This window comes from Klebsiella sp. LTGPAF-6F (assembly GCF_001753185.1).
GTDB classification, from domain to species: Bacteria; Pseudomonadota; Gammaproteobacteria; order Enterobacterales; family Enterobacteriaceae; genus Klebsiella; species Klebsiella michiganensis.
In genome coordinates, this window is the sequence record NZ_CP017450.1 from 4,485,342 (window position 1) to 4,502,846 (window position 17,505).

The window sequence follows — 17,505 nt, forward strand, 5'->3', positions numbered from 1 at the left end:
GCTCCGTTTTTGTCGTTATGTTTGCGTGTTGTTTTAGTCTTTATAAATACCGAAATGCGCGCGGGCGGCAATCAGCTGCGGTTTAGTCAGCATAAAGACGCCATCGCCGCCGTTTTCAAACTCCAGCCAGGTAAATGGCACGTCAGGATATTGCTCCATCAGATGTACCATGCTGTTACCGACTTCACAAATCAGGATACCGTCATCGCTGAGATAATCCGGCGCGCAGGCGAGGATCCGGCGGGTTAACTTCAGACCATCGCTACCGGAAGCCAGCCCCAGGACCGGTTCATGGCGATATTCACCCGGCAGGTCGGACATATCTTCTTCATCGACGTACGGCGGATTGGTCACGATCAGATCGTATTGCACCTTCGGCAGATCGCGGAACAGATCGGAGCGAATCGGCGTAACGTTATGAATTAAGCCGTGATCTTCCACGTTCTGCTCGGTAACGGCCAGCGCGTCAGGGGAAATATCCACCGCATCGACTTCCGCTTCCGGGAAAGCGTAAGCGCAGGCGATAGCGATACAGCCGCTGCCGGTGCACATATCAAGGATGTGCTGCGGATAGTGGTCAATCAGGCCGGAAAAATGGTTGTTAATGAGTTCGCCAATCGGCGAGCGCGGCACCAGCACGCGTTCATCGACGTAAAACTCATGGCCGCAGAACCAGGCTTTGTTGGTCAAATAAGCGACCGGAATGCGCTCGTTAATACGGCGAATGACGCGCTCAACGATGCGATGTTTTTCGCTGGAAGTCAGACGCGCGGTACGCATATCTTCCGGAATATCAAGCGGCAGATACAGCGAAGGCATCACCAGCTGTACGGCTTCATCCCACGGGTTATCGGTGCCGTGTCCGTACCAGATATTTGCAGCGCTGAAGCGGCTTACCGCCCAACGCAGCATGTCCTGAATGGTATGAAGCTCATTCACGGCTTCATCAACAAAAATTTTATCCACGCTATCCCCCAGGGCACGCTCTGCTATAAATTCGGCGGCTAGTTTGCCACGAAGACGGGGATAAATCAGCATTCTTACGTCAGGCGGAGGGGGAAAAATAGGTTTTCCTTGCCTGGATGCGTGGCGAGTCGGGTAAACTACCGACAAAGAAAAAATGAGATCAGATAATGAAAAAGAAAACATCGCTAAGCGAGGAGGATCAGGCATTGTTCCGGCAGCTGATGACCGGCACGCGTCAGATTAAGCAGGACACCATCGTTCATCGCCCGCAGCGTAAAAAAATCGCTGAAGTACCGCCCAAGCGGCTGCTCCAGGAGCAGGCGGATAACAGCCACTATTTTTCCGATGAGTTTCAGCCGCTGCTGAATACCGAAGGGTCGGTTAAGTATGTGCGCTCGGACGTCAGCCATTTTGAGCTGAAAAAGCTGCGTCGGGGTGATTATTCGCCGGAGCTGTTTCTCGACCTGCACGGTTTAACCCAGCAGCAGGCCAAGCAGGAACTGGGGGCCTTGATTGCCGCCTGCCGTCGCGAGCACGTATTCTGCGCCTGCGTGATGCACGGGCATGGAAAGCATATTCTTAAACAGCAAACGCCGCTGTGGCTGGCCCAGCACCCGCATATTATGGCGTTTCATCAGGCACCAAAAGAGTACGGCGGAGACGCCGCACTGCTGGTACTGATTGAAGTAGAAGAGTGGCAACCGCCGGAGCTTCCGTAAACGTCAGCCCCGGAGGGTATCAGATAGCCTTCGCCATCTTCAAATTGCAGGGGCTCATTTGCCAGTTGAATTCGCCTTTGCCGCTGGCATCAAGCGTGACGCAGGCAATCGCCGAAGTGGTGAACATCGGGGGAGTTTCCCCCGGGCACAGCTCTGAGACGAGGTACCCCACCAGAGGGAGGTGAGACACGACCAGCGCCGTCGCCACACCTTCATTCGCCAGCGCCTGCAGATAAGCGCTAACCATGCCAACGTCGCCGCACGGCGTGAGTTCCGGCATCACGTCGACATCTTTTGGCAGATTCATGCACTCCCCAACAATTTCCAGCGTCTGTTCTGCACGCAGGTAGGGACTCACAAGAACCCGCTCAATATCCACTTTTTGACCTTTCAGCCAGGTAGCCATCTGACGAGACTCATCGCAACCGCAGACGGTTAATGGACGAACCGAGTCACTGGCTGCATCGAGGGCAGCGTCGCCGTGACGCATGATAAAAACTTGCATATTGCACCGCTTTTGTTAACCAGAAGCACCGCGGTCTTACCCACGTAGACGATACGCAGGTGACCCGGTGGCCGGGCATTGTGCCTGATCCATTCAACGAATGAAACGCTGTTTTTTACCTCAATGGCGTAAGTATAGTCAACTATTGCTTACAAAATCGCCAAAGCGCAGCGCCGTTCATTACCGGATTTACCTTCTTTGACCACAACTTAGGTCGTACGTTCCTCAGCGGGCCAAAAGGTCGCCCCCTGCTCGGCCATGTGTAACAAAGTGTCACATGGTGTAAAACGCGGGCCGTACTGAGCAGCCAGGCGCTGTAATATCGCGGCGACCTCCCCCGCTCCCAGGGTATCCATATAGCGGAACGGGCCGCCAAGAAACGGCGGAAAACCAATGCCAAATACGGCGCCGATATCACCATCGCGGGCGCTGCGAACCACTCGCTCATCGAAGCAGCGCGCCGCTTCGTTAAGCATCATCATCACGCAGCGTTCCGCCACCTGCTGCGCGGACAAGCGCGCCTGCGGTGAGGAAATACCCAGTAAAGCGTAGATTGCAGGATCGGGCCGTTTTTTGCTTTTACGCCCTTTTGCCGCATAAAGATAGAAACCCCGGTTATTTTTTCTCCCTTTGCGATCGTCATTCAGAATCGAACTAATGATGTTTGCAGGCGGGCTAAAACGTTCTCCCCATGCGGCCTCCAGCACCGGGATAATTTTGGTACCGGTATCGATTCCCACTTCATCAAGGAGCTGAATAGGGCCAACCGGAAAACCGAATTTAACCAAAGCGTTATCAATATGCTCTACCGGCTCGCCTTCCATCAACAGGCGCATGGCTTCATTTATGTAGGGGGCCAGAATGCGGTTAACATAAAAGCCCGCTTTATCGGCGACGACAATCGGCGTTTTACCCTGCAGTTTCGCCAGCTTAACCGCCGTCGCAATTGTTTGCCGATCCGTACCACTATGTGGAATCACCTCCACCAGCGGCATTTTGTCTACCGGGCTAAAGAAGTGAAGCCCGATGACCCGCTGCGGCCTGCTTGCATGCGCCGCGATCTCGCCGATCGGTAAAGACGACGTATTAGAAGCAAAGATCGTCTCCGGGCGGCAGTGCTGTTCAACTTCGCTGACCATCTTCTGCTTGAGCGTAAGGTCTTCAAACACCGCTTCGATCACCACATCGCGATGTGCAAATCCCTGATAATCCAGCGAACCGGATATTAACCCCATCTGGCGATCGCGCTCGCTGGCGCGCAGATAGCGGCGACGCACCTGTTTATCGAGCAGATCCCAGCTGTACTTCAGCGCGTGATTTATCCCGCGCGGCTGGATGTCCTTAATGCGTACCGGTAATCCGCCTTTGCAGGCGGTGACGTAAGCGATACCGCCCCCCATGAGTCCTCCGCCCAGAATGCCCACGCTGCGCAGCGCGACGGGATCAGCATCCGCGCCGCGATCTTTTTTCAGATCGGTGCTGGCGAAAAAAATCGACCGTAGCGCCTGCGATTGCGGCGTCATCGCCAGCTCGCCAAAAGCGCGGGCCTCCTCGGCGTATCCGCTGCTGCAGCCCTGCGCCAGTCCGGTTTCAATCACCTGCAGAATGCGCTCAGTTGCCGGGTAGTTCCCCTGGGTTTTGTGATGCGTCTTTTTCGCGACCAGACGAAACAGCAGGCTGCGGCCAAGCGGGCCTGCGAGAATACGTTCGCGCGCCGGAACAGCGCGGCTTGCCGGGCGACCTTTGAGCGCCAGTTCAATCGCGGTTTGCAGCAGGATAGTCTGCGGCACCACCTCATCAACCAGCCCTGCCTTCAGGGCCTGACGCGGGCGAAGCTGCTTACCGGTCAGGATCATCTCCAGCGCGCCGCTGACGCCAATTAATCGCGGTAGACGCTGAGTTCCGCCAGAGCCGGGCAGCAGCCCCAGCTGAACTTCCGGGAGGCCAAGCCGGGTTTTATCGTCATCGCTGCATACCCGCCCGTGGCAGGCCAGCGCCAGCTCAAGGCCGCCGCCCAGGCATGCGCCGTGGATAGCGGCAATCACCGGAATCGACAGACCGTGGATCTCGGCCATGATTTGCTGACCCTGACGGGCAAGCGCCTCCGCTTCCTGCGCGGAATGGCAGCGGGCAATCATATTGATATCCGCCCCGGCGATAAAGTTATCCGCTTTTGCCGAGATAAACACCGCGCCGCGCAGTTCCTTATTGTCGCGGATCTGGCGGATGATCCCCCGTACCTCGCTGGCGAACTCAGCTTTCAGGGTATTCATTTTTTCACCGGGCGCGTCAATGGTGATGACGGCGATATTGTCCGGGCGAACCTCAAGCGCAAATGCCGATACGGTTTCCATTATTCGGCCTCCAGAACCATCGCTGAACCCAACCCACCCGCCGCGCAGGCGGTGACCAGACCAAATCCGCCGCCGCGCCGCCGCAGTTCATGCAGCGTTTGGGTAATCATCCGCGCGCCGGTGGCGGCAAAGGGATGACCGTAGGCAATCGAGCCGCCAAGCACGTTAAATTTGCTCTCGTCCACTTCCCCGGTAGCCTGAGAGCGGCCAAGCACTTCGCGGGCAAAGCGATCGCTGGCCATACATTGCAGGTTGGCCAGCGTTTGCGCGGCAAAAGCTTCATGCATATCAATCAGGGTCAAATCAGCCAGCGTCAGCCCCGCTCTTTCCAGCGCCAGCGGCGTCGACCACGCCGGGCCCAGCAGCATATCCTGGCGAACATCAATCGCGGTGAAAGCGTAGCTTCGCAGATAGCCCAGCGGAACAAGGCCCAGCTCTTTAGCCCGGGATTCGGTCATCAGGATCACCGCCGCCGCTCCATCGGTTAGCGGCGTACTGTTCGCGGCGGTTACGCTCCCGTGTTGACGATCGAAGGCCGGGCGTAACTTTTGGTAATCCGCCAGGGTTGAATTTTTACGAATATTATTATCCTGTTCCAGCGGTTCACGGAACGGCGGCGTGTACGCCGTCATCACTTCTGCCGAGAGCTTACCTTCCTCCCAGGCTCTGGCGGCAAGCTGGTGTGAACGCAGCGCCAGCGCATCCTGCCGTTCGCGCGTGATAGCCCACGTTTTCGCCATCTGCTCGGCGGTATCGCCCATCCGCAGGCCGGTTGAGTATTCGGCAACCGCTGGCGGTACGGGCAGAAGGTCGCGCAAACGCAGCCGAGAAAATAGCTTCAGACGCTGTCCCAGGGTGCGAGCTTTGTTGGCATCAACAAGCGTTCGGGCGAGTTTTTTGCTGACGCCAATAGGTAATACGGAAGAGGAGTCGGCTCCGCCGGCGATACCCGCGCGAATAGTGCCTGCCATCAGGCTTTCCGCGACGTTGGCTACCGCCTGAAAGCTGGTCGCACAGGCGCGGCTGACGCTGTAGGCATCGGTATGCACGCTCATGCCGGTCCCCAGCACAATTTCCCGGGCGATGTTCGGCGCTTCCGGCATCTGCACCACCTGGCCAAATACCAGCTGGTCTATTATGTCCGCGGGGATGTTGCTGCGAGCCAGCATTTCGCCGACCACCAGCTTACCTAAATCAACGGCCGGCACGCCGTGAAAAGCCGTCGCCTGTCGGGCAAACGGAGTACGTAAACCGCTGACTATCGCGATACGATCGCCCTGGCGGGTGACTAGCGGTAATGCCTGACTCATAACGCTCCCCTGTTAACCGATAAAACAAAGTGGTCTGACCTGATAACAGTTTTAACTAATATTTTACATTAAGCCAATCGGGGAACCGAAAAAGTGGGAGCCAAAACACATTGATTAGAAAAGGTAACGCCCCTGCCATGAGGGGCATTAAGGGAAGGATTAACGCAAGCCGAGCTGGAAAATCAGGGTTTCAGCTTCACAGCTGAACACGAAATCGATATCCAGCTTCACGCCACCATCAACGTCGGTAAAGGTCGGGGTGATTTTGCACGGCTCTGATTCAACGTTACGCGCTCTTTCGCTTAATGCGGCGAGCGTTTCTTCGGCTTCGGCACGGTTCGCAAACACGCGGCTATAAGAGGCGGTGCAATCGGTGTTGTCCATAATGGTGCCAACATCCATACAGCAGCAAACCGGGGTTTCATCAGCACTGCATTTACTCATCGTAGATTTCCTCTGTATATGCACTCAAGGTGCCAGACAAATAATGTGCGTATTTTACGCCCCGGGCATGCCTGCCTCCAGTCGTTAATGGCGACAAACGGGATAAGTGACCGAAATCACACTTAAAAATGATCCAAAACAAAAAGCGCCTACTTTGGGTAACAGGTACCCGGGCAAATTTGCCAACTGGATCGCGTTTCTTAGATCACAATTGAAAAAACTTATAAACAAACTTGCAACATATCATCTGGTCAGACCTATACTCAGCGCACTGGTCTGATTTCTCTGTCGTAAAGCAGACCCTACACTTCGCGCTCCTGTTACAGCATGTAACATTGTTTAAATAAAAATAACTCTATGAGGTTATGGGCATGAGCCAGAAAACCCGCCTTACCCAATCTGCCCTTGCAGTGGCTGTAGCACTCGTTTCAACCCAGGCCTGGTCAGCAGGCTTTCAGCTAAACGAATTCTCTTCATCGGGCCTTGGTCGCGCCTATTCAGGTGAAGGCGCTATTGCTGATGATGCGGGAAACGCCAGTCGTAACCCGGCGTTAATCATGATGTTCGACCGTCCAACCTTCTCCGGCGGCGCTATTTTCGTCGACCCTGATGTCAACGTCACCGGTAGTTCAGTTATCGGTAATGACGCCAGCCAGGACAATATTGCGCCTACCGCATGGGTGCCAAATCTGCACTTCGTGGCGCCGATTAACGACCAGTTCGGTTGGGGAGCTTCCCTGACCTCTAACTATGGTTTAGCCACCGAGTTCAACAACGATTTTGCCGCGGGCTCGATGGGCGGTACCACCGATCTCGAAACGCTTAACCTGAACCTGAGCGGCGCTTATCGTCTCAACGACCACTGGAGTTTTGGTCTGGGCTTTGACGCCGTGTACGCTCGAGCAAAATTAGAGCGCTATGCGGGTGATTTACCGGAAATTATCGGCGCACAGCTACCGGGAATGGTGAAAGCCGGCAAACTCTCCCCGGCTCAGGCTGCGGCCATCGGTCAACAGGCCGGCGGTATCAGCCGCGACACCCAAATTGCTCGTCTGAAGGGTGATGAATGGGGCTTTGGCTGGAATGCCGGTATTTTATATGAAGTCGATAAAAACAACCGCTACGGCTTAACCTACCGCTCTGAAGTCAAAGTTGATTTTGACGGGGATTACAAGAGCAGCCTGCCGTCTTCCCTCAACCCCATCAACTCCGCTCTGGGCCTGGGCCTGCCGTACGGCACCGGCGGCTCCACGATTGGCGGTTCTCTGACGTTGAATCTGCCAGAAATGTGGGAAGTATCAGGTTATAACCGCGTGGCGCCAAAATGGGCCGTTCACTACAGCCTTGCCTATACCAGCTGGAGCCAGTTCCAGGAGCTGAAAGCGACCAAAACCAGCGGTGGTGAAACGCTGTTCTACAAGGACGAAGGTTTTAAAGATTCCTACCGTATCGCGCTGGGTACGACCTATTACCACGACGATAACTGGACCTTCCGTACCGGTATCGCCTTTGATGATAGCCCGGTCCCGGCTTCCAATCGCTCTATCTCTATTCCGGACCAGGATCGCCTGTGGCTCAGCGCCGGTACGACTTACGCCTTTAATAAAGATGCCTCAGTCGACGTCGGTGTGTCTTATATGCACGGTCAGCACGTTGAATTTACAGAAGGGCCGTATACCTTTAAATCAGAAGGTAAAGCCTGGCTGTACGGCGCGAACTTCAACTACCGTTTCTGATAATGTGAAGCCACAAAAAAGGGTGAACATGATGTTCACCCTTTTTACTTTCTACCCGTCGGTTACTGTGAATCGATATCTTTGAGATCGCCCTCAATCGCCTGCGCGTTCGGGTTTTCATTCGGGGAAAGTTTACCGCCGTTGGCGATAAAGTCGTGACGCTGGAAGTAGGCTTCACGCATTAAAATATACGGATCGGAGGACTGACGGAGCAAGCCGTCTGAATCCAGCAGCTGCGCGCGCGTTTCAACGCCCTCAACCATCCATTTGCCGATAGACATCGGCCATGTCAGCCAGGAAAGAACCGGATACAGGTCATCAGCCATATCGCCACCCTCATCACGCAGGGTGAAGCTGCCGTAGAAAGGCAGTTGCACATATGGACCATAGCCGACGCCATAGTGACCCAGCGTGCTACCGAAGCGGGCAGGCTCAACGCGCTGTAGTTTCGGATTCGCCATCCCGGCCACATCAACCAGGCCACCCATACCAAGGATGGTGTTCAGGAAGAAACGCGTAAAATGCACCATTCCTTTATAGGGATCGCCTTTCAGGAAGGAGTTCACCATTACCGCCGGCTCTTCGAGGTTGCTGGTAAAATTACTCAGCCCGTTACGCGCCGGCTGCGGAACGTAATCACGCCACGCCACCGCGACGGGGCGAAGGACATAGGGATCGACAACGTTGAAGTTGAAGTTGAACATGGTACGGTTAAAGCCTTCAAGCGGATCTGAACGCCCCTGCGGCCGATCGCCAGAACTCGAACTGGCGCATCCCACCAGCAATGTGGCGCCAAGCGCAAGCGCCGACAGGCGAAAATTCATAGGTGTCTCCCTGTTAATTTAAGCTATCGCTGGGGGTTATCGGGGGACAGCTGCCTCCATAAAGATATCGCCCGTAAGCATGTGCCTGCTTTCAGCATAGCCTTTTTTAGCATCATTGTTGGTGTCCCGATTCTATACACATTTTGCAATTTCCGTATTGCTAATCTTGTCATTGTGAAGAATTTAGGAGCTTATCCGACCCGAACAGCCGAAACCGCTCTAGGATTATAATAAAGACCCGCCGTTGAGGAAAAGTTATGAAACCGCAAACTCACCATGATAATGAGGATGTTGAAGTAGAGAGTGAAGAAAAGCAGAATGGTGAAGAAATTGAGGTTGATGAAGAACGCCTGCCTTCACAGGCGATGGCCACTCATGAAGTGATTCGCCAGGAGGGCGAGAAAGAGCTCGAACGCGATGCCATGGCGCTATTATGGTCAGCGATTGCCGCCGGGCTTTCAATGGGGGCCTCGCTGGTCGCCAAAGGTATCTTCCATGTCCATCTGAACGAACTTCCCGGCGGCTTCTTGCTGGAAAATCTTGGTTATACCTTTGGTTTTGTGATCGTCATTCTCGCTCGCCAACAGCTGTTTACCGAGAACACCGTCACCGCCGTCCTGCCTATTATGCATAAACCCACGCCAGGCAACATCGGCCTGCTGTTACGTTTATGGGGGATTGTGCTGGCAGGTAACTTAATCGGGACCGCTATCGCGGCCTGGGCGTTCGATGTTATGCCTGTGTTCGATGAGCCCACTCGCGAAGCCTTTCTTAAAATTAGCCTGAAGGTCATGCAAAACCCGCCGCTGGAGATGTTTGCCAATGCGATTATCTCCGGTTGGCTGGTCGCCACCATGGTGTGGATGTTTCCTGCCGCAGGTTCTGCAAAGATTGTCGTCATCATTCTGATGACCTGGCTTATCGCCCTCGCGGACACCACGCATATTGTGGTTGGCAGCGTCGAGATTTTCTACCTGGTATTTAACGGGACGCTACCGTGGCAGGAATTTATCTGGCCTTTTGCTCTGCCAACGCTTGCCGGCAACATATGCGGCGGGACCTTTATTTTCGCTTTACTAAGCCATGCCCAGATTCGCAATGACATGAGTCATGAGAAGAAAGCTCGTGCAGCCGAGGAGGCCAAAAAGCGCTAAATGGCTATAGATTAAGCAGTTGGCCTGTACAAGCTTAACGAGCGCCGAAAATAACGCTATAATCCCGGCGCTTCGTCCCCTTAGTTAAATGGATATAACGAGCCCCTCCTAAGGGCTAGTTGCAGGTTCGATTCCTGCAGGGGACACTTTTGAATTATTCACCTCCGTTCACAGCATTCGTTTAATCATCACCACCGCAGAACAACGCCAGCCCCGAAGCAGATGAATCACAGAGGTTTATCGATTCCTGCATAGATCTCATCAAGTTGCTGTAGCCGGTCTTCGTATGATTTCGTCAAACAACGGCTGTCGCTGCCGCATTTCTGCCGGCTATGGAGCCATGTTTTTTGTGCATCCATCATCTCGCCACGCGTCCCCATTGGAAAAAGCCCCCGCAGAAACTCATACTTCGTCGCCATCACCACGTCCATATCGTTCAGGCTCCGGTTAGCGCAGATAGCCTTTTCATCCGCCTGCGTCGCTTTCTGACAATCAAAACTCGCGGAATACCCCGCTATCGGATACAGCACAGCAATAGTCATCAGTACTTCTCTTATCTTCATACGCGCTCCATTTCCGCACTCCCGCCATTTGTGCTACCCGTTTATAACGAGTGCCCCTCGCTACGAAGCCCAGCGTAAGCTTTTGACACACTGACGCTCTGAACTATCCGTGCTGTCGATAATTATAGTTAATCCACCTTAAGGCTCCCATTGGGTTAGCCGCGCGCCTTCCGCAAAATCTTTTTTCCCGACGATAAAACGCCCCACAGCCTGGCTGAAGTATCGGTCAGAATTGCATCAACGCGGGTCACGGTATCGCTTGCCAGAGAGGGAAAAAATTTTTCTACCGTAACGCTTTTCATAATTATGTCTGGCCTGATATTCCATATATAAATTCAATTCCATTTAAAATCAATTACATATATTAAATTTTAACATTCACAGTAGTTATCATTGTTGATTGTTTCCCTGCGTTACGATTCGCAAAACAATGCCGGTAGATAAATCCCTGACGTCACGTATTCTTCCCGCTGCCGGATGCGCTGAACTGCTGTTCTTTCAGTATCAGCGTTGCTTAAAAGCAGCGCGTCCGGCGGTTTATGGCGGATGAAAAGCTATCTTCTCAGCCATCCGCTTCATATTGCGGCAGGATGTCTGCGACAAGAATCGGGTTCTGTACGGGACTTGCGGACAGCCTGTTGCCTTACCTAAATTGGTTATACGGATAGATATGATGAAAAAACTCGCAATGGCACTGGGTATCTGTGCGCTTATGGCTTGTGGCGCTGCCAGCGCGGCAAATGGTCAGGTCGTTTCAAAAGCTAAGTCAGCCTGCCAGAATAACGCGACGCAGTGCGCCCAGGCAAAGTCCACGGCAAAAGCGGATGCGCAGAAAGAAGCAAAAGCAGCCAAAGACGCCTGTGCTAAAAACCAGGCAGCCTGCGACAACGCAAAAACTGCGGCCAAAAACGCAGTGAAAAAGTAAAAACAGTACGGTGGGGGTATAACCCCACCGTACTTTCACAAATATGCTCCGCACAGTACGCAAGCCCGATTCCAGCAAGGGAAATTCTGTTTTGCTTATGGCAGATATAGCAGGATTCTTTGCACACGAGCCCGCATCAAAACAAGCATTGACACGATACAGGCCTGACCCATGGCGATCCCTCTTCTGTCCGTTCACCAGCCGCATCGTCTATCCGAGGATTTTCAAGCAGGTTCCGCTTTCGATGAATCATCAGCCTTTTGACTCAATATCGCCTCCTGCATTATTAGTAATTTCATATAATTATTGGAAATTCAATGCACCAACAAAATAATTAAAAGTCATTAATTCATCACAAGGATAATGAGTACTGCGGATTTTTTTAGCCGCGATACATTTAATTATTACAGGAAAGCTGATAAGATGCATTAGAGATAATATTCTGACCAGATTCAACATGACATGCCAATATCAAAGTTTGATATAAAACATCTGTTTTGATAAATATTTTGTATGAATCTAAATCGTCGCAACGTCGATAGAGGTCAATTTAAGAAAACCATAACCCCCTATTTTTCATAAGATGATATAGACCATGGAAAGAAAAGAAAGAAACATATGGAAACTAAACAATCTTCCCCCCCTGGAATACTGTTCAATATCTCGCGCTAAAAAATTATTGAATTGTGAAATAGAAGATCTGCTTCATTGGCATGATATTGGCGCGATAAGCCTGTGCATAAAAGTAGGTAAAATTAACGGAACATTAAAAGGTGCGTTCCAACATGGCCAGAGCAGTAATAATCTCTATTTTCTTAACGCACCCAATGTTGATGAATTGAGCATCAGCGAAAGATCTTGGTCACGGCATTCCAAAATTAACAAAATTTTTAAATTTAATGATAGTGAAGCAAATCAGGAAGCCCAATATGGTATGCCGATTACCCAGCTGAAACTCCGGGTTTCCGTCTCCGGGTTATGGTACTGCCACACAAGAAATTTAATGGAGATCTTAGAAACGCCTGATGGCATGATTACCGAGGAGAGGATAAGCATCATATCACCGGCCACCAATGTCCTCTTCTGTCACTTCATACCGGACGAGGATGAGAGACCAACCATCACGCTGAGTAAGCTTTACATCACAAGTCAGGCGATTGAGAAAATTTATGAACATACCATCAGCAGTCGCCCTCTCGAACTTTCTGAAAAAGCCTTACATTTACCTGAGGAGCAAGATATGGTGACACCCTCAACGATTATGCAAAATAAGTTGCTCATTGAATTTATCAATCACATCATCCAATCCAATCCACATTTTGGCGATAACATGCTTAACGCGACTGAAAACAAAAAAAATAAAATATTTAATAGGGCTATGGATAAACTCAGGTCTGAAGGCGTGGTTTCCAGCTACGGCAGCATTAATCTTCCGACGTCAGAATATACGTTCGAATGATACTTCTTTAATTTAATTATATCAGAATGAATCATTTCAGCGCTATAGGTACAGGGCGCGCAACGCAGTAGCAAATGTGAAATGCATTTCAATATGAATTCATATATACATCTGACTTCACAATAAAACTGTTCTCTATAAACGCTCCTGATGTTTATGAATCACTTCATATACAGCGAATCAACATGACGTTAAGTCTCCGCCAGTGGATTCCTGAAAACCCTGCCCTGCGCTCAATATTGACGCAGCCTGATGTGCCATTGGTATAAACTCTCGGGTCGCGGCGCTTTGCCAGGCCCCCTTTCGCTGTATCAAACACGCGGTTCTTTCCAGTAATGATGGCACGAGTTCGATCGCGGTTAAATCGTCACGCCCCTGAACAATAGCAGCAGGAAGCAAGGTTGCCAACGACGTGCGTTCAACCACGGTCAGCACTGCGCTAATCGAGTTGGCCTCCATCTGCACTTTCGGTTGAATACCGCGCTGTCGGCAGTCGCGATCGATTTGTTCGCGAGTAGCAAAAGCGCAGCTTAGCAGAATCAGTGACGCCTGATTGAGCGCCGTCAGCGCCACACGACGGGTCGCCGCCAGAGGATGAGAGCGGCCAACCACCAGCGCCAGGGTTTCAGAGAGCAGCGGCTGAGACACAATATCCCGCGAATCGCTACCGTCGAAAGCGATCCCGATATCCAGCTCATCATTGAGCAGCAGAGTCTCCATTCGATCCTGCGCCAGCTCTTGTATATCCAGCGTTATATTCGGGTAACGTTGATAAAACGAAGCCACCAGCGGCCCCATAAAATAATGGGTAAAGGTTGGCATCATCGCCACACGTAAGGTGCCGCGCTGCAAATCGTCAACATCATGGAGCGCGCGCTGCCCCTCGGCCAGTTCCCGTAAAGCCCGGCGCGCATAAATTAACCAGACCTTGCCGGCGTCCGTCAGGCAAGTGTTGCGCCCGCTGCGATCAAAAAGCCGTACTCCCAGCGTCTCTTCCAGCTGTCGAATCTGCTGCGACAAAGCCGGCTGTGAAACATGCAGGATGGCTGCCGCTCGCGTAAAGCCGCCGTGTTCAGCAACGGCAATGAAGTAGTTGAGGTGTCGCGGCAGCATGAATTCATCCATAAGAAATTCAAATGAACTCAATCATAATTAAGTATTTTAACTTATGAAATAAGTTACGTACTCTGCTCGCGATTCTTTACCAAACGCCACAGGAGATCGGCATGAGCTGCCTCAATACCTTCCCCACTGCGAAACAAACGCCGGCCACTCAACGATGAACCTGACGCAACGTAATGGCACGATGCTGCTGGTACTGGTGCTTATCGGTATCAATATGCGTCCGCTGCTGACCTCTGTTGGCCCCCTCCTTCCGCAGATCCAGCAGGCAAGCGGCATGAGCTTCACGCTTGCCTCTCTGCTCACCGCGCTACCGGTGATCGCCATGGGTCTGCTGGCGCTAGCCGGCGGCTGGATTAACCGTCATTTCAGCGAGCGTCAAAGTATCTCCCTCAGCCTGTTAACGATCGTCGCCGGGGCTTTACTTCGCGAACTGGTACCGCAGAGCGCGCTATTACTCAGCAGCGCGCTCCTTGGCGGAATCGGCATTGGTATTATTCAGGCGCTCATTCCCGCGGTGATAAAGCGTCTTTTTCATCGTCGGACGCCGCAGGTGATGGGGCTCTGGTCCGCGGCGCTGATGGGCGGCGGTGGCCTGGGCGCCGCATTCACGCCGTGGCTGGCGCAGCATAGCGCTATCTGGTATCACGCGCTTGCGTGGTGGGCGTTACCCGCCGCCGCCGCGCTCCTCTGCTGGTGGCCGCTAAGCCGAACGTTACCCGCCCGGACGCCATCAACAACCCGGGTCACGCTTTTTCGCCATCGTCGCGCGTGGACGCTCAGCCTCTATTTTGGTTTGATCAACGGCGGCTATGCCAGCCTGATTGCCTGGCTGCCGCCTTACTATATGCAGTCGGGCTACAGCGCGCAGTTCAGCGGTACCCTGCTGGCGTTAATGACCATCGGCCAGACCGGCGGAGCGCTCCTGCTGCCCATCCTGGCCAGACATGAGGATCGACGAACGCTTCTGATGCTGGCATTGGCCTTACAGCTTGTCGGCTTCTGCGGTTTTATCTGGCTACCGCAGCAGGTACCGCTTGTCTGGGCCATCTGCTGCGGTATTGGGCTTGGCGGCGCATTTCCGCTGTGTCTGGTCCTGGCGCTCGATCACGCCAGGCACCCCGCCATTGCGGGCCGACTGGTCGCGTTTATGCAGGGAGTAGGCTTTATTGTCGCCGGGCTTTCCCCCTGGCTGTCGGGACTGCTGCGGAGTTTAAGCGGCAATTACCAGCTCGACTGGATGCTTCACGCCGCCTGCGTCCTGGCCCTAATGGCCATAACGCTGCGTTTCGCTCCCGCACGCTACCCGCAAGAGTGGCAACATCAGGATTCAGCCGCTCGCTAAACCCGTCATCTCCTCATGCGGGATAGTTAACACCTCCCGCATTCAGGCAGAAAAAAGCACAAAATCAAACAACTATATCAGTACAAAAACTGTTGTTAATGACCGTCGCCAGAATGAAATTTAATACCGAATGAAATTAATGTGTCGCCGAATCACGACACTCGTAAGTAACTAAAAATTAATAAAAAAATGGCTCTTGTTTCCCTCATTTTTTAGGCGTACATTAGCGCCATCTGGAGCCGTTTACGCTCAGAATTTACAGCTACCGCCCGCTGAAAAAGCGTCGTTTTCGTGAGCGATAGCTGAGCAGGCAATGAAGAGCAAATTCATTTAAGGCGTCTCGCCGAGAGCGCGGAGTGATGAGTCGTGAAATATTTCTTAATGGGCATTTCTTTTATGGTCATCGTTTGGGCCGGAACTTTCGCCCTGATGATCTAGCTTTAACGGTGTAAAAAAAAGGAGCCTTTCGGCTCCTTTTTTTATTCGTGGCTTTCGCTGGTCAACTTAGCCGACGCGGGAAGCAGCCCGTCGGCACGGAACATTGATTTAATGCCGCGCACCGCCTGGCGGATACGATCGCGGTTCTCAATTAACGCAAAGCGTACATGGGTATCGCCATAGTCTCCAAAGCCAATGCCCGGAGAAACGCAGACTTTTGCATCCTGCAGCAGCTTTTTAGCAAACTCCAGTGAGCCCATCGCCGCATACTGCTCCGGGATCTTCGCCCAGACATACATTGACGCCTTCGGACATTCCACCATCCATCCGGCCTCATGCAGCCCTTTCACCAGCACATCGCGACGACGTTTATACTGCTCGGCAATGTCGCGAACGCACTGCTGATCGCCTTCAAGCGCGGCAATCGCCGCAACCTGTAGAGGGGTGAAAGTGCCGTAATCGTGATAGCTTTTAATGCGCGCCAGCGCATTAACCAACGTTTTGTTACCGACCATAAAGCCGATACGCCAGCCCGCCATATTATAGCTTTTAGAGAGCGTAAAGAATTCGACGGCGACATCGCGCGCGCCGGGGACCTGCATGATAGAGGGCGCTTTCCAGCCATCGTAAACAATATCGGCATAGGCCAGATCGTGCACCACCAGCACGTCATAACGCTTCGCCAGCGCCACGACTTTCTCAAAGAACTCCAGTTCGACGCACTGTGCGGTCGGGTTGGAGGGGAAACCGAGGATCATCATTTTCGGCTTCGGGTAACTCTCACGAATCGCGCGCTCAAGCTCGTTGAAGAAATCCACGCCTTCGACCAGAGGTACCGAACGTACCTGGGCTCCGGCAATCACCGCACCGTAAATATGGATGGGATAGCTGGGATTTGGCACCAGTACGGTATCGCCATGGTCAAGCGTCGCCAGCATCAGATGCGCCAGCCCCTCTTTTGAACCAATGGTGACTATCGCTTCTGATTCCGGATCGATCTCAACGTTATAGCGCTCTTGATACCAGCGAGAAATCGCCCGGCGCAGGCGCGGAATGCCGCGGGAAGTAGAATAGCCGTGGGTATCGGGACGCTGGGCAACGGTGCAGAGTTTCTCAACGATATGCGGCGGAGTGGCGCCATCGGGGTTACCCATGCTGAAATCAATAATATCTTCGCCGCGGCGTCGCGCAGCCATTTTTAGTTCAGCAGTGATATTAAAAACGTAAGGGGGGAGACGATCGATACGCGTAAAACGGCGTTCAGGACTGAATTCAGCCATAGATTCCTCGGATTAACGTTAGCGCCCGGACCGTCCGAGCGACGCTGCTGCCTGTGCAGCACGTTTAGAAAATAACCCGAAAATTTTCCTGCTGTCGAGAGGGGCAGAGAAAAATAATTTCTGGCGATAAAAACGGGTATCAGTACGACTAAATACGGCAGCAACGTTCTTTCCCCTCCTCGCCTACTCCATCAAAATTAACATACTGATATCTTTAATTTTACTTAAATGCTTGCTCATCCGTAGACGCTATTGAATCGCGGGTGTTTGTTATTAATCCCCTTTTATTTGTAAGACTTTTCCCTATTCATGCCTTCAGCTGGCCTTCTGCCGCGAGGTTTTCTATCATGTTGCTTTCTCG

The 17,505-nt window shown here is 52.6% G+C and carries 16 protein-coding genes and 1 tRNA gene; 8 read left to right on the forward strand and 9 right to left on the reverse strand.

Annotation, left to right across the window (positions count from 1 at the left end):
* Positions 1-33 precede the first annotated feature (33 nt).
* The gene (gene prmB, locus BJF97_RS20815) at positions 34-966 is read right to left on the reverse strand and encodes a 50S ribosomal protein L3 N(5)-glutamine methyltransferase (RefSeq protein ID WP_009652591.1); all 933 of its coding nucleotides are present in this window, start codon (positions 964-966) and stop codon (positions 34-36) included.
* A gap of 167 nt (positions 967-1,133) precedes the next feature.
* Between prmB and smrB the strand changes: the two genes are divergently transcribed.
* Complete coding sequence (gene smrB / locus BJF97_RS20820; RefSeq protein ID WP_004123257.1) at positions 1,134-1,685, forward strand: endonuclease SmrB; 552 nt, start codon at positions 1,134-1,136, stop codon at positions 1,683-1,685.
* A gap of 19 nt (positions 1,686-1,704) precedes the next feature.
* Here smrB and sixA read toward each other — a convergent pair whose 3' ends face one another.
* From sixA to BJF97_RS20840, 4 genes are all read right to left on the reverse strand, one after another.
* Complete coding sequence (gene sixA, locus BJF97_RS20825) at positions 1,705-2,190, reverse strand: phosphohistidine phosphatase SixA (RefSeq protein ID WP_014230284.1); 486 nt, start codon at positions 2,188-2,190, stop codon at positions 1,705-1,707.
* Between the two features lie 209 nt (positions 2,191-2,399).
* Positions 2,400-4,544: a fatty acid oxidation complex subunit alpha FadJ gene (fadJ, locus tag BJF97_RS20830; protein WP_032694843.1), complete on the reverse strand. Its 2,145-nt coding sequence runs from the start codon at positions 4,542-4,544 to the stop codon at positions 2,400-2,402.
* Positions 4,544-5,854, reverse strand: a complete 1,311-nt coding sequence (fadI, locus tag BJF97_RS20835; RefSeq protein WP_032694844.1) for an acetyl-CoA C-acyltransferase FadI — start codon at positions 5,852-5,854, stop codon at positions 4,544-4,546. The genes fadJ and fadI overlap by 1 nt, the downstream gene beginning before the upstream one ends.
* Before the next feature lie 159 nt (positions 5,855-6,013).
* Positions 6,014-6,298: a YfcZ/YiiS family protein gene (locus tag BJF97_RS20840; RefSeq protein ID WP_014230287.1), complete on the reverse strand. Its 285-nt coding sequence runs from the start codon at positions 6,296-6,298 to the stop codon at positions 6,014-6,016.
* Positions 6,299-6,669: 371 nt separating this feature from the next.
* On the opposite strand from BJF97_RS20840, the gene fadL reads away from it, so the two are divergent.
* Positions 6,670-8,034, forward strand: a complete 1,365-nt coding sequence (gene fadL, locus BJF97_RS20845) for a long-chain fatty acid transporter FadL (protein WP_014839142.1) — start codon at positions 6,670-6,672, stop codon at positions 8,032-8,034.
* Between the two features lie 62 nt (positions 8,035-8,096).
* Here the strand turns inward: fadL and mlaA are convergent, their stop codons facing one another.
* Positions 8,097-8,858 (reverse strand): phospholipid-binding lipoprotein MlaA, encoded by a 762-nt coding sequence (gene mlaA / locus BJF97_RS20850; protein WP_014230289.1) that lies wholly within the window; start codon positions 8,856-8,858, stop codon positions 8,097-8,099.
* Positions 8,859-9,115: 257 nt separating this feature from the next.
* On the opposite strand from mlaA, the gene BJF97_RS20855 reads away from it, so the two are divergent.
* Both BJF97_RS20855 and BJF97_RS20860 read left to right on the forward strand, forming a co-directional pair.
* Positions 9,116-10,012 carry a formate/nitrite transporter family protein gene (locus BJF97_RS20855; RefSeq protein WP_032694845.1) on the forward strand — a complete coding sequence of 299 codons (897 nt, stop codon included), beginning with the start codon at positions 9,116-9,118 and terminating at the stop codon, positions 10,010-10,012.
* A 74-nt stretch (positions 10,013-10,086) separates the two neighbouring features.
* Positions 10,087-10,158: transfer RNA gene (locus BJF97_RS20860), tRNA-Arg, on the forward strand.
* A gap of 81 nt (positions 10,159-10,239) precedes the next feature.
* Here the strand turns inward: BJF97_RS20860 and BJF97_RS20865 are convergent.
* A complete protein-coding gene (locus BJF97_RS20865) occupies positions 10,240-10,575 on the reverse strand; it encodes a lysozyme inhibitor LprI family protein (RefSeq protein WP_014230292.1) in 336 nt (111 codons plus the stop codon).
* Positions 10,576-11,245: 670 nt separating this feature from the next.
* Here BJF97_RS20865 and BJF97_RS20870 point away from each other — a divergent pair.
* Positions 11,246-11,500, forward strand: coding sequence for a hypothetical protein (locus tag BJF97_RS20870; RefSeq protein ID WP_004852922.1), 255 nt, complete (start codon positions 11,246-11,248; stop codon positions 11,498-11,500).
* 595 nt (positions 11,501-12,095) lie between these two features.
* Positions 12,096-12,959, forward strand: a complete 864-nt coding sequence (locus tag BJF97_RS20875) for a hypothetical protein (RefSeq protein ID WP_032694846.1) — start codon at positions 12,096-12,098, stop codon at positions 12,957-12,959.
* A gap of 180 nt (positions 12,960-13,139) precedes the next feature.
* Here BJF97_RS20875 and cynR read toward each other — a convergent pair whose 3' ends face one another.
* On the reverse strand, positions 13,140-14,072 hold the full coding sequence (cynR, locus tag BJF97_RS20880; protein WP_014230296.1) for a transcriptional regulator CynR: 933 nt from the start codon (positions 14,070-14,072) through the stop codon (positions 13,140-13,142).
* Positions 14,073-14,238: 166 nt separating this feature from the next.
* On the opposite strand from cynR, the gene BJF97_RS20885 reads away from it, so the two are divergent.
* Both BJF97_RS20885 and ypdK read left to right on the forward strand, forming a co-directional pair.
* On the forward strand, positions 14,239-15,426 hold the full coding sequence (locus tag BJF97_RS20885) for a cyanate transporter (RefSeq protein WP_014839149.1): 1,188 nt from the start codon (positions 14,239-14,241) through the stop codon (positions 15,424-15,426).
* Between the two features lie 366 nt (positions 15,427-15,792).
* On the forward strand, positions 15,793-15,864 hold the full coding sequence (gene ypdK, locus BJF97_RS34325; protein WP_077777854.1) for a membrane protein YpdK: 72 nt from the start codon (positions 15,793-15,795) through the stop codon (positions 15,862-15,864).
* Between the two features lie 41 nt (positions 15,865-15,905).
* Here ypdK and alaC read toward each other — a convergent pair whose 3' ends face one another.
* Entirely contained in the window at positions 15,906-17,144 is a 1,239-nt protein-coding gene (alaC, locus tag BJF97_RS20890) for an alanine transaminase (protein ID WP_009654875.1), read from the reverse strand.
* Positions 17,145-17,505 lie beyond the last annotated feature (361 nt).

What these genes read in the sequence shown, in the direction of transcription:
- smrB (WP_004123257.1), top strand. Translation starts at nt 1,134, where the DNA reads ATGAAAAAGAAAACATCGCTAAGCGAGGAGGATCAGGCATTGTTCCGG.
- sixA (WP_014230284.1), bottom strand. Translation starts at nt 2,190, where the DNA reads ATGCAAGTTTTTATCATGCGTCACGGCGACGCTGCCCTCGATGCAGCC.
- fadJ (WP_032694843.1), bottom strand. Translation starts at nt 4,544, where the DNA reads ATGGAAACCGTATCGGCATTTGCGCTTGAGGTTCGCCCGGACAATATC.
- fadI (WP_032694844.1), bottom strand. Translation starts at nt 5,854, where the DNA reads ATGAGTCAGGCATTACCGCTAGTCACCCGCCAGGGCGATCGTATCGCG.
- BJF97_RS20840 (WP_014230287.1), bottom strand. Translation starts at nt 6,298, where the DNA reads ATGAGTAAATGCAGTGCTGATGAAACCCCGGTTTGCTGCTGTATGGAT.
- fadL (WP_014839142.1), top strand. Translation starts at nt 6,670, where the DNA reads ATGAGCCAGAAAACCCGCCTTACCCAATCTGCCCTTGCAGTGGCTGTA.
- mlaA (WP_014230289.1), bottom strand. Translation starts at nt 8,858, where the DNA reads ATGAATTTTCGCCTGTCGGCGCTTGCGCTTGGCGCCACATTGCTGGTG.
- BJF97_RS20855 (WP_032694845.1), top strand. Translation starts at nt 9,116, where the DNA reads ATGAAACCGCAAACTCACCATGATAATGAGGATGTTGAAGTAGAGAGT.
- BJF97_RS20865 (WP_014230292.1), bottom strand. Translation starts at nt 10,575, where the DNA reads ATGAAGATAAGAGAAGTACTGATGACTATTGCTGTGCTGTATCCGATA.
- BJF97_RS20870 (WP_004852922.1), top strand. Translation starts at nt 11,246, where the DNA reads ATGATGAAAAAACTCGCAATGGCACTGGGTATCTGTGCGCTTATGGCT.
- BJF97_RS20875 (WP_032694846.1), top strand. Translation starts at nt 12,096, where the DNA reads ATGGAAAGAAAAGAAAGAAACATATGGAAACTAAACAATCTTCCCCCC.
- cynR (WP_014230296.1), bottom strand. Translation starts at nt 14,072, where the DNA reads ATGCTGCCGCGACACCTCAACTACTTCATTGCCGTTGCTGAACACGGC.
- BJF97_RS20885 (WP_014839149.1), top strand. Translation starts at nt 14,239, where the DNA reads ATGAACCTGACGCAACGTAATGGCACGATGCTGCTGGTACTGGTGCTT.
- alaC (WP_009654875.1), bottom strand. Translation starts at nt 17,144, where the DNA reads ATGGCTGAATTCAGTCCTGAACGCCGTTTTACGCGTATCGATCGTCTC.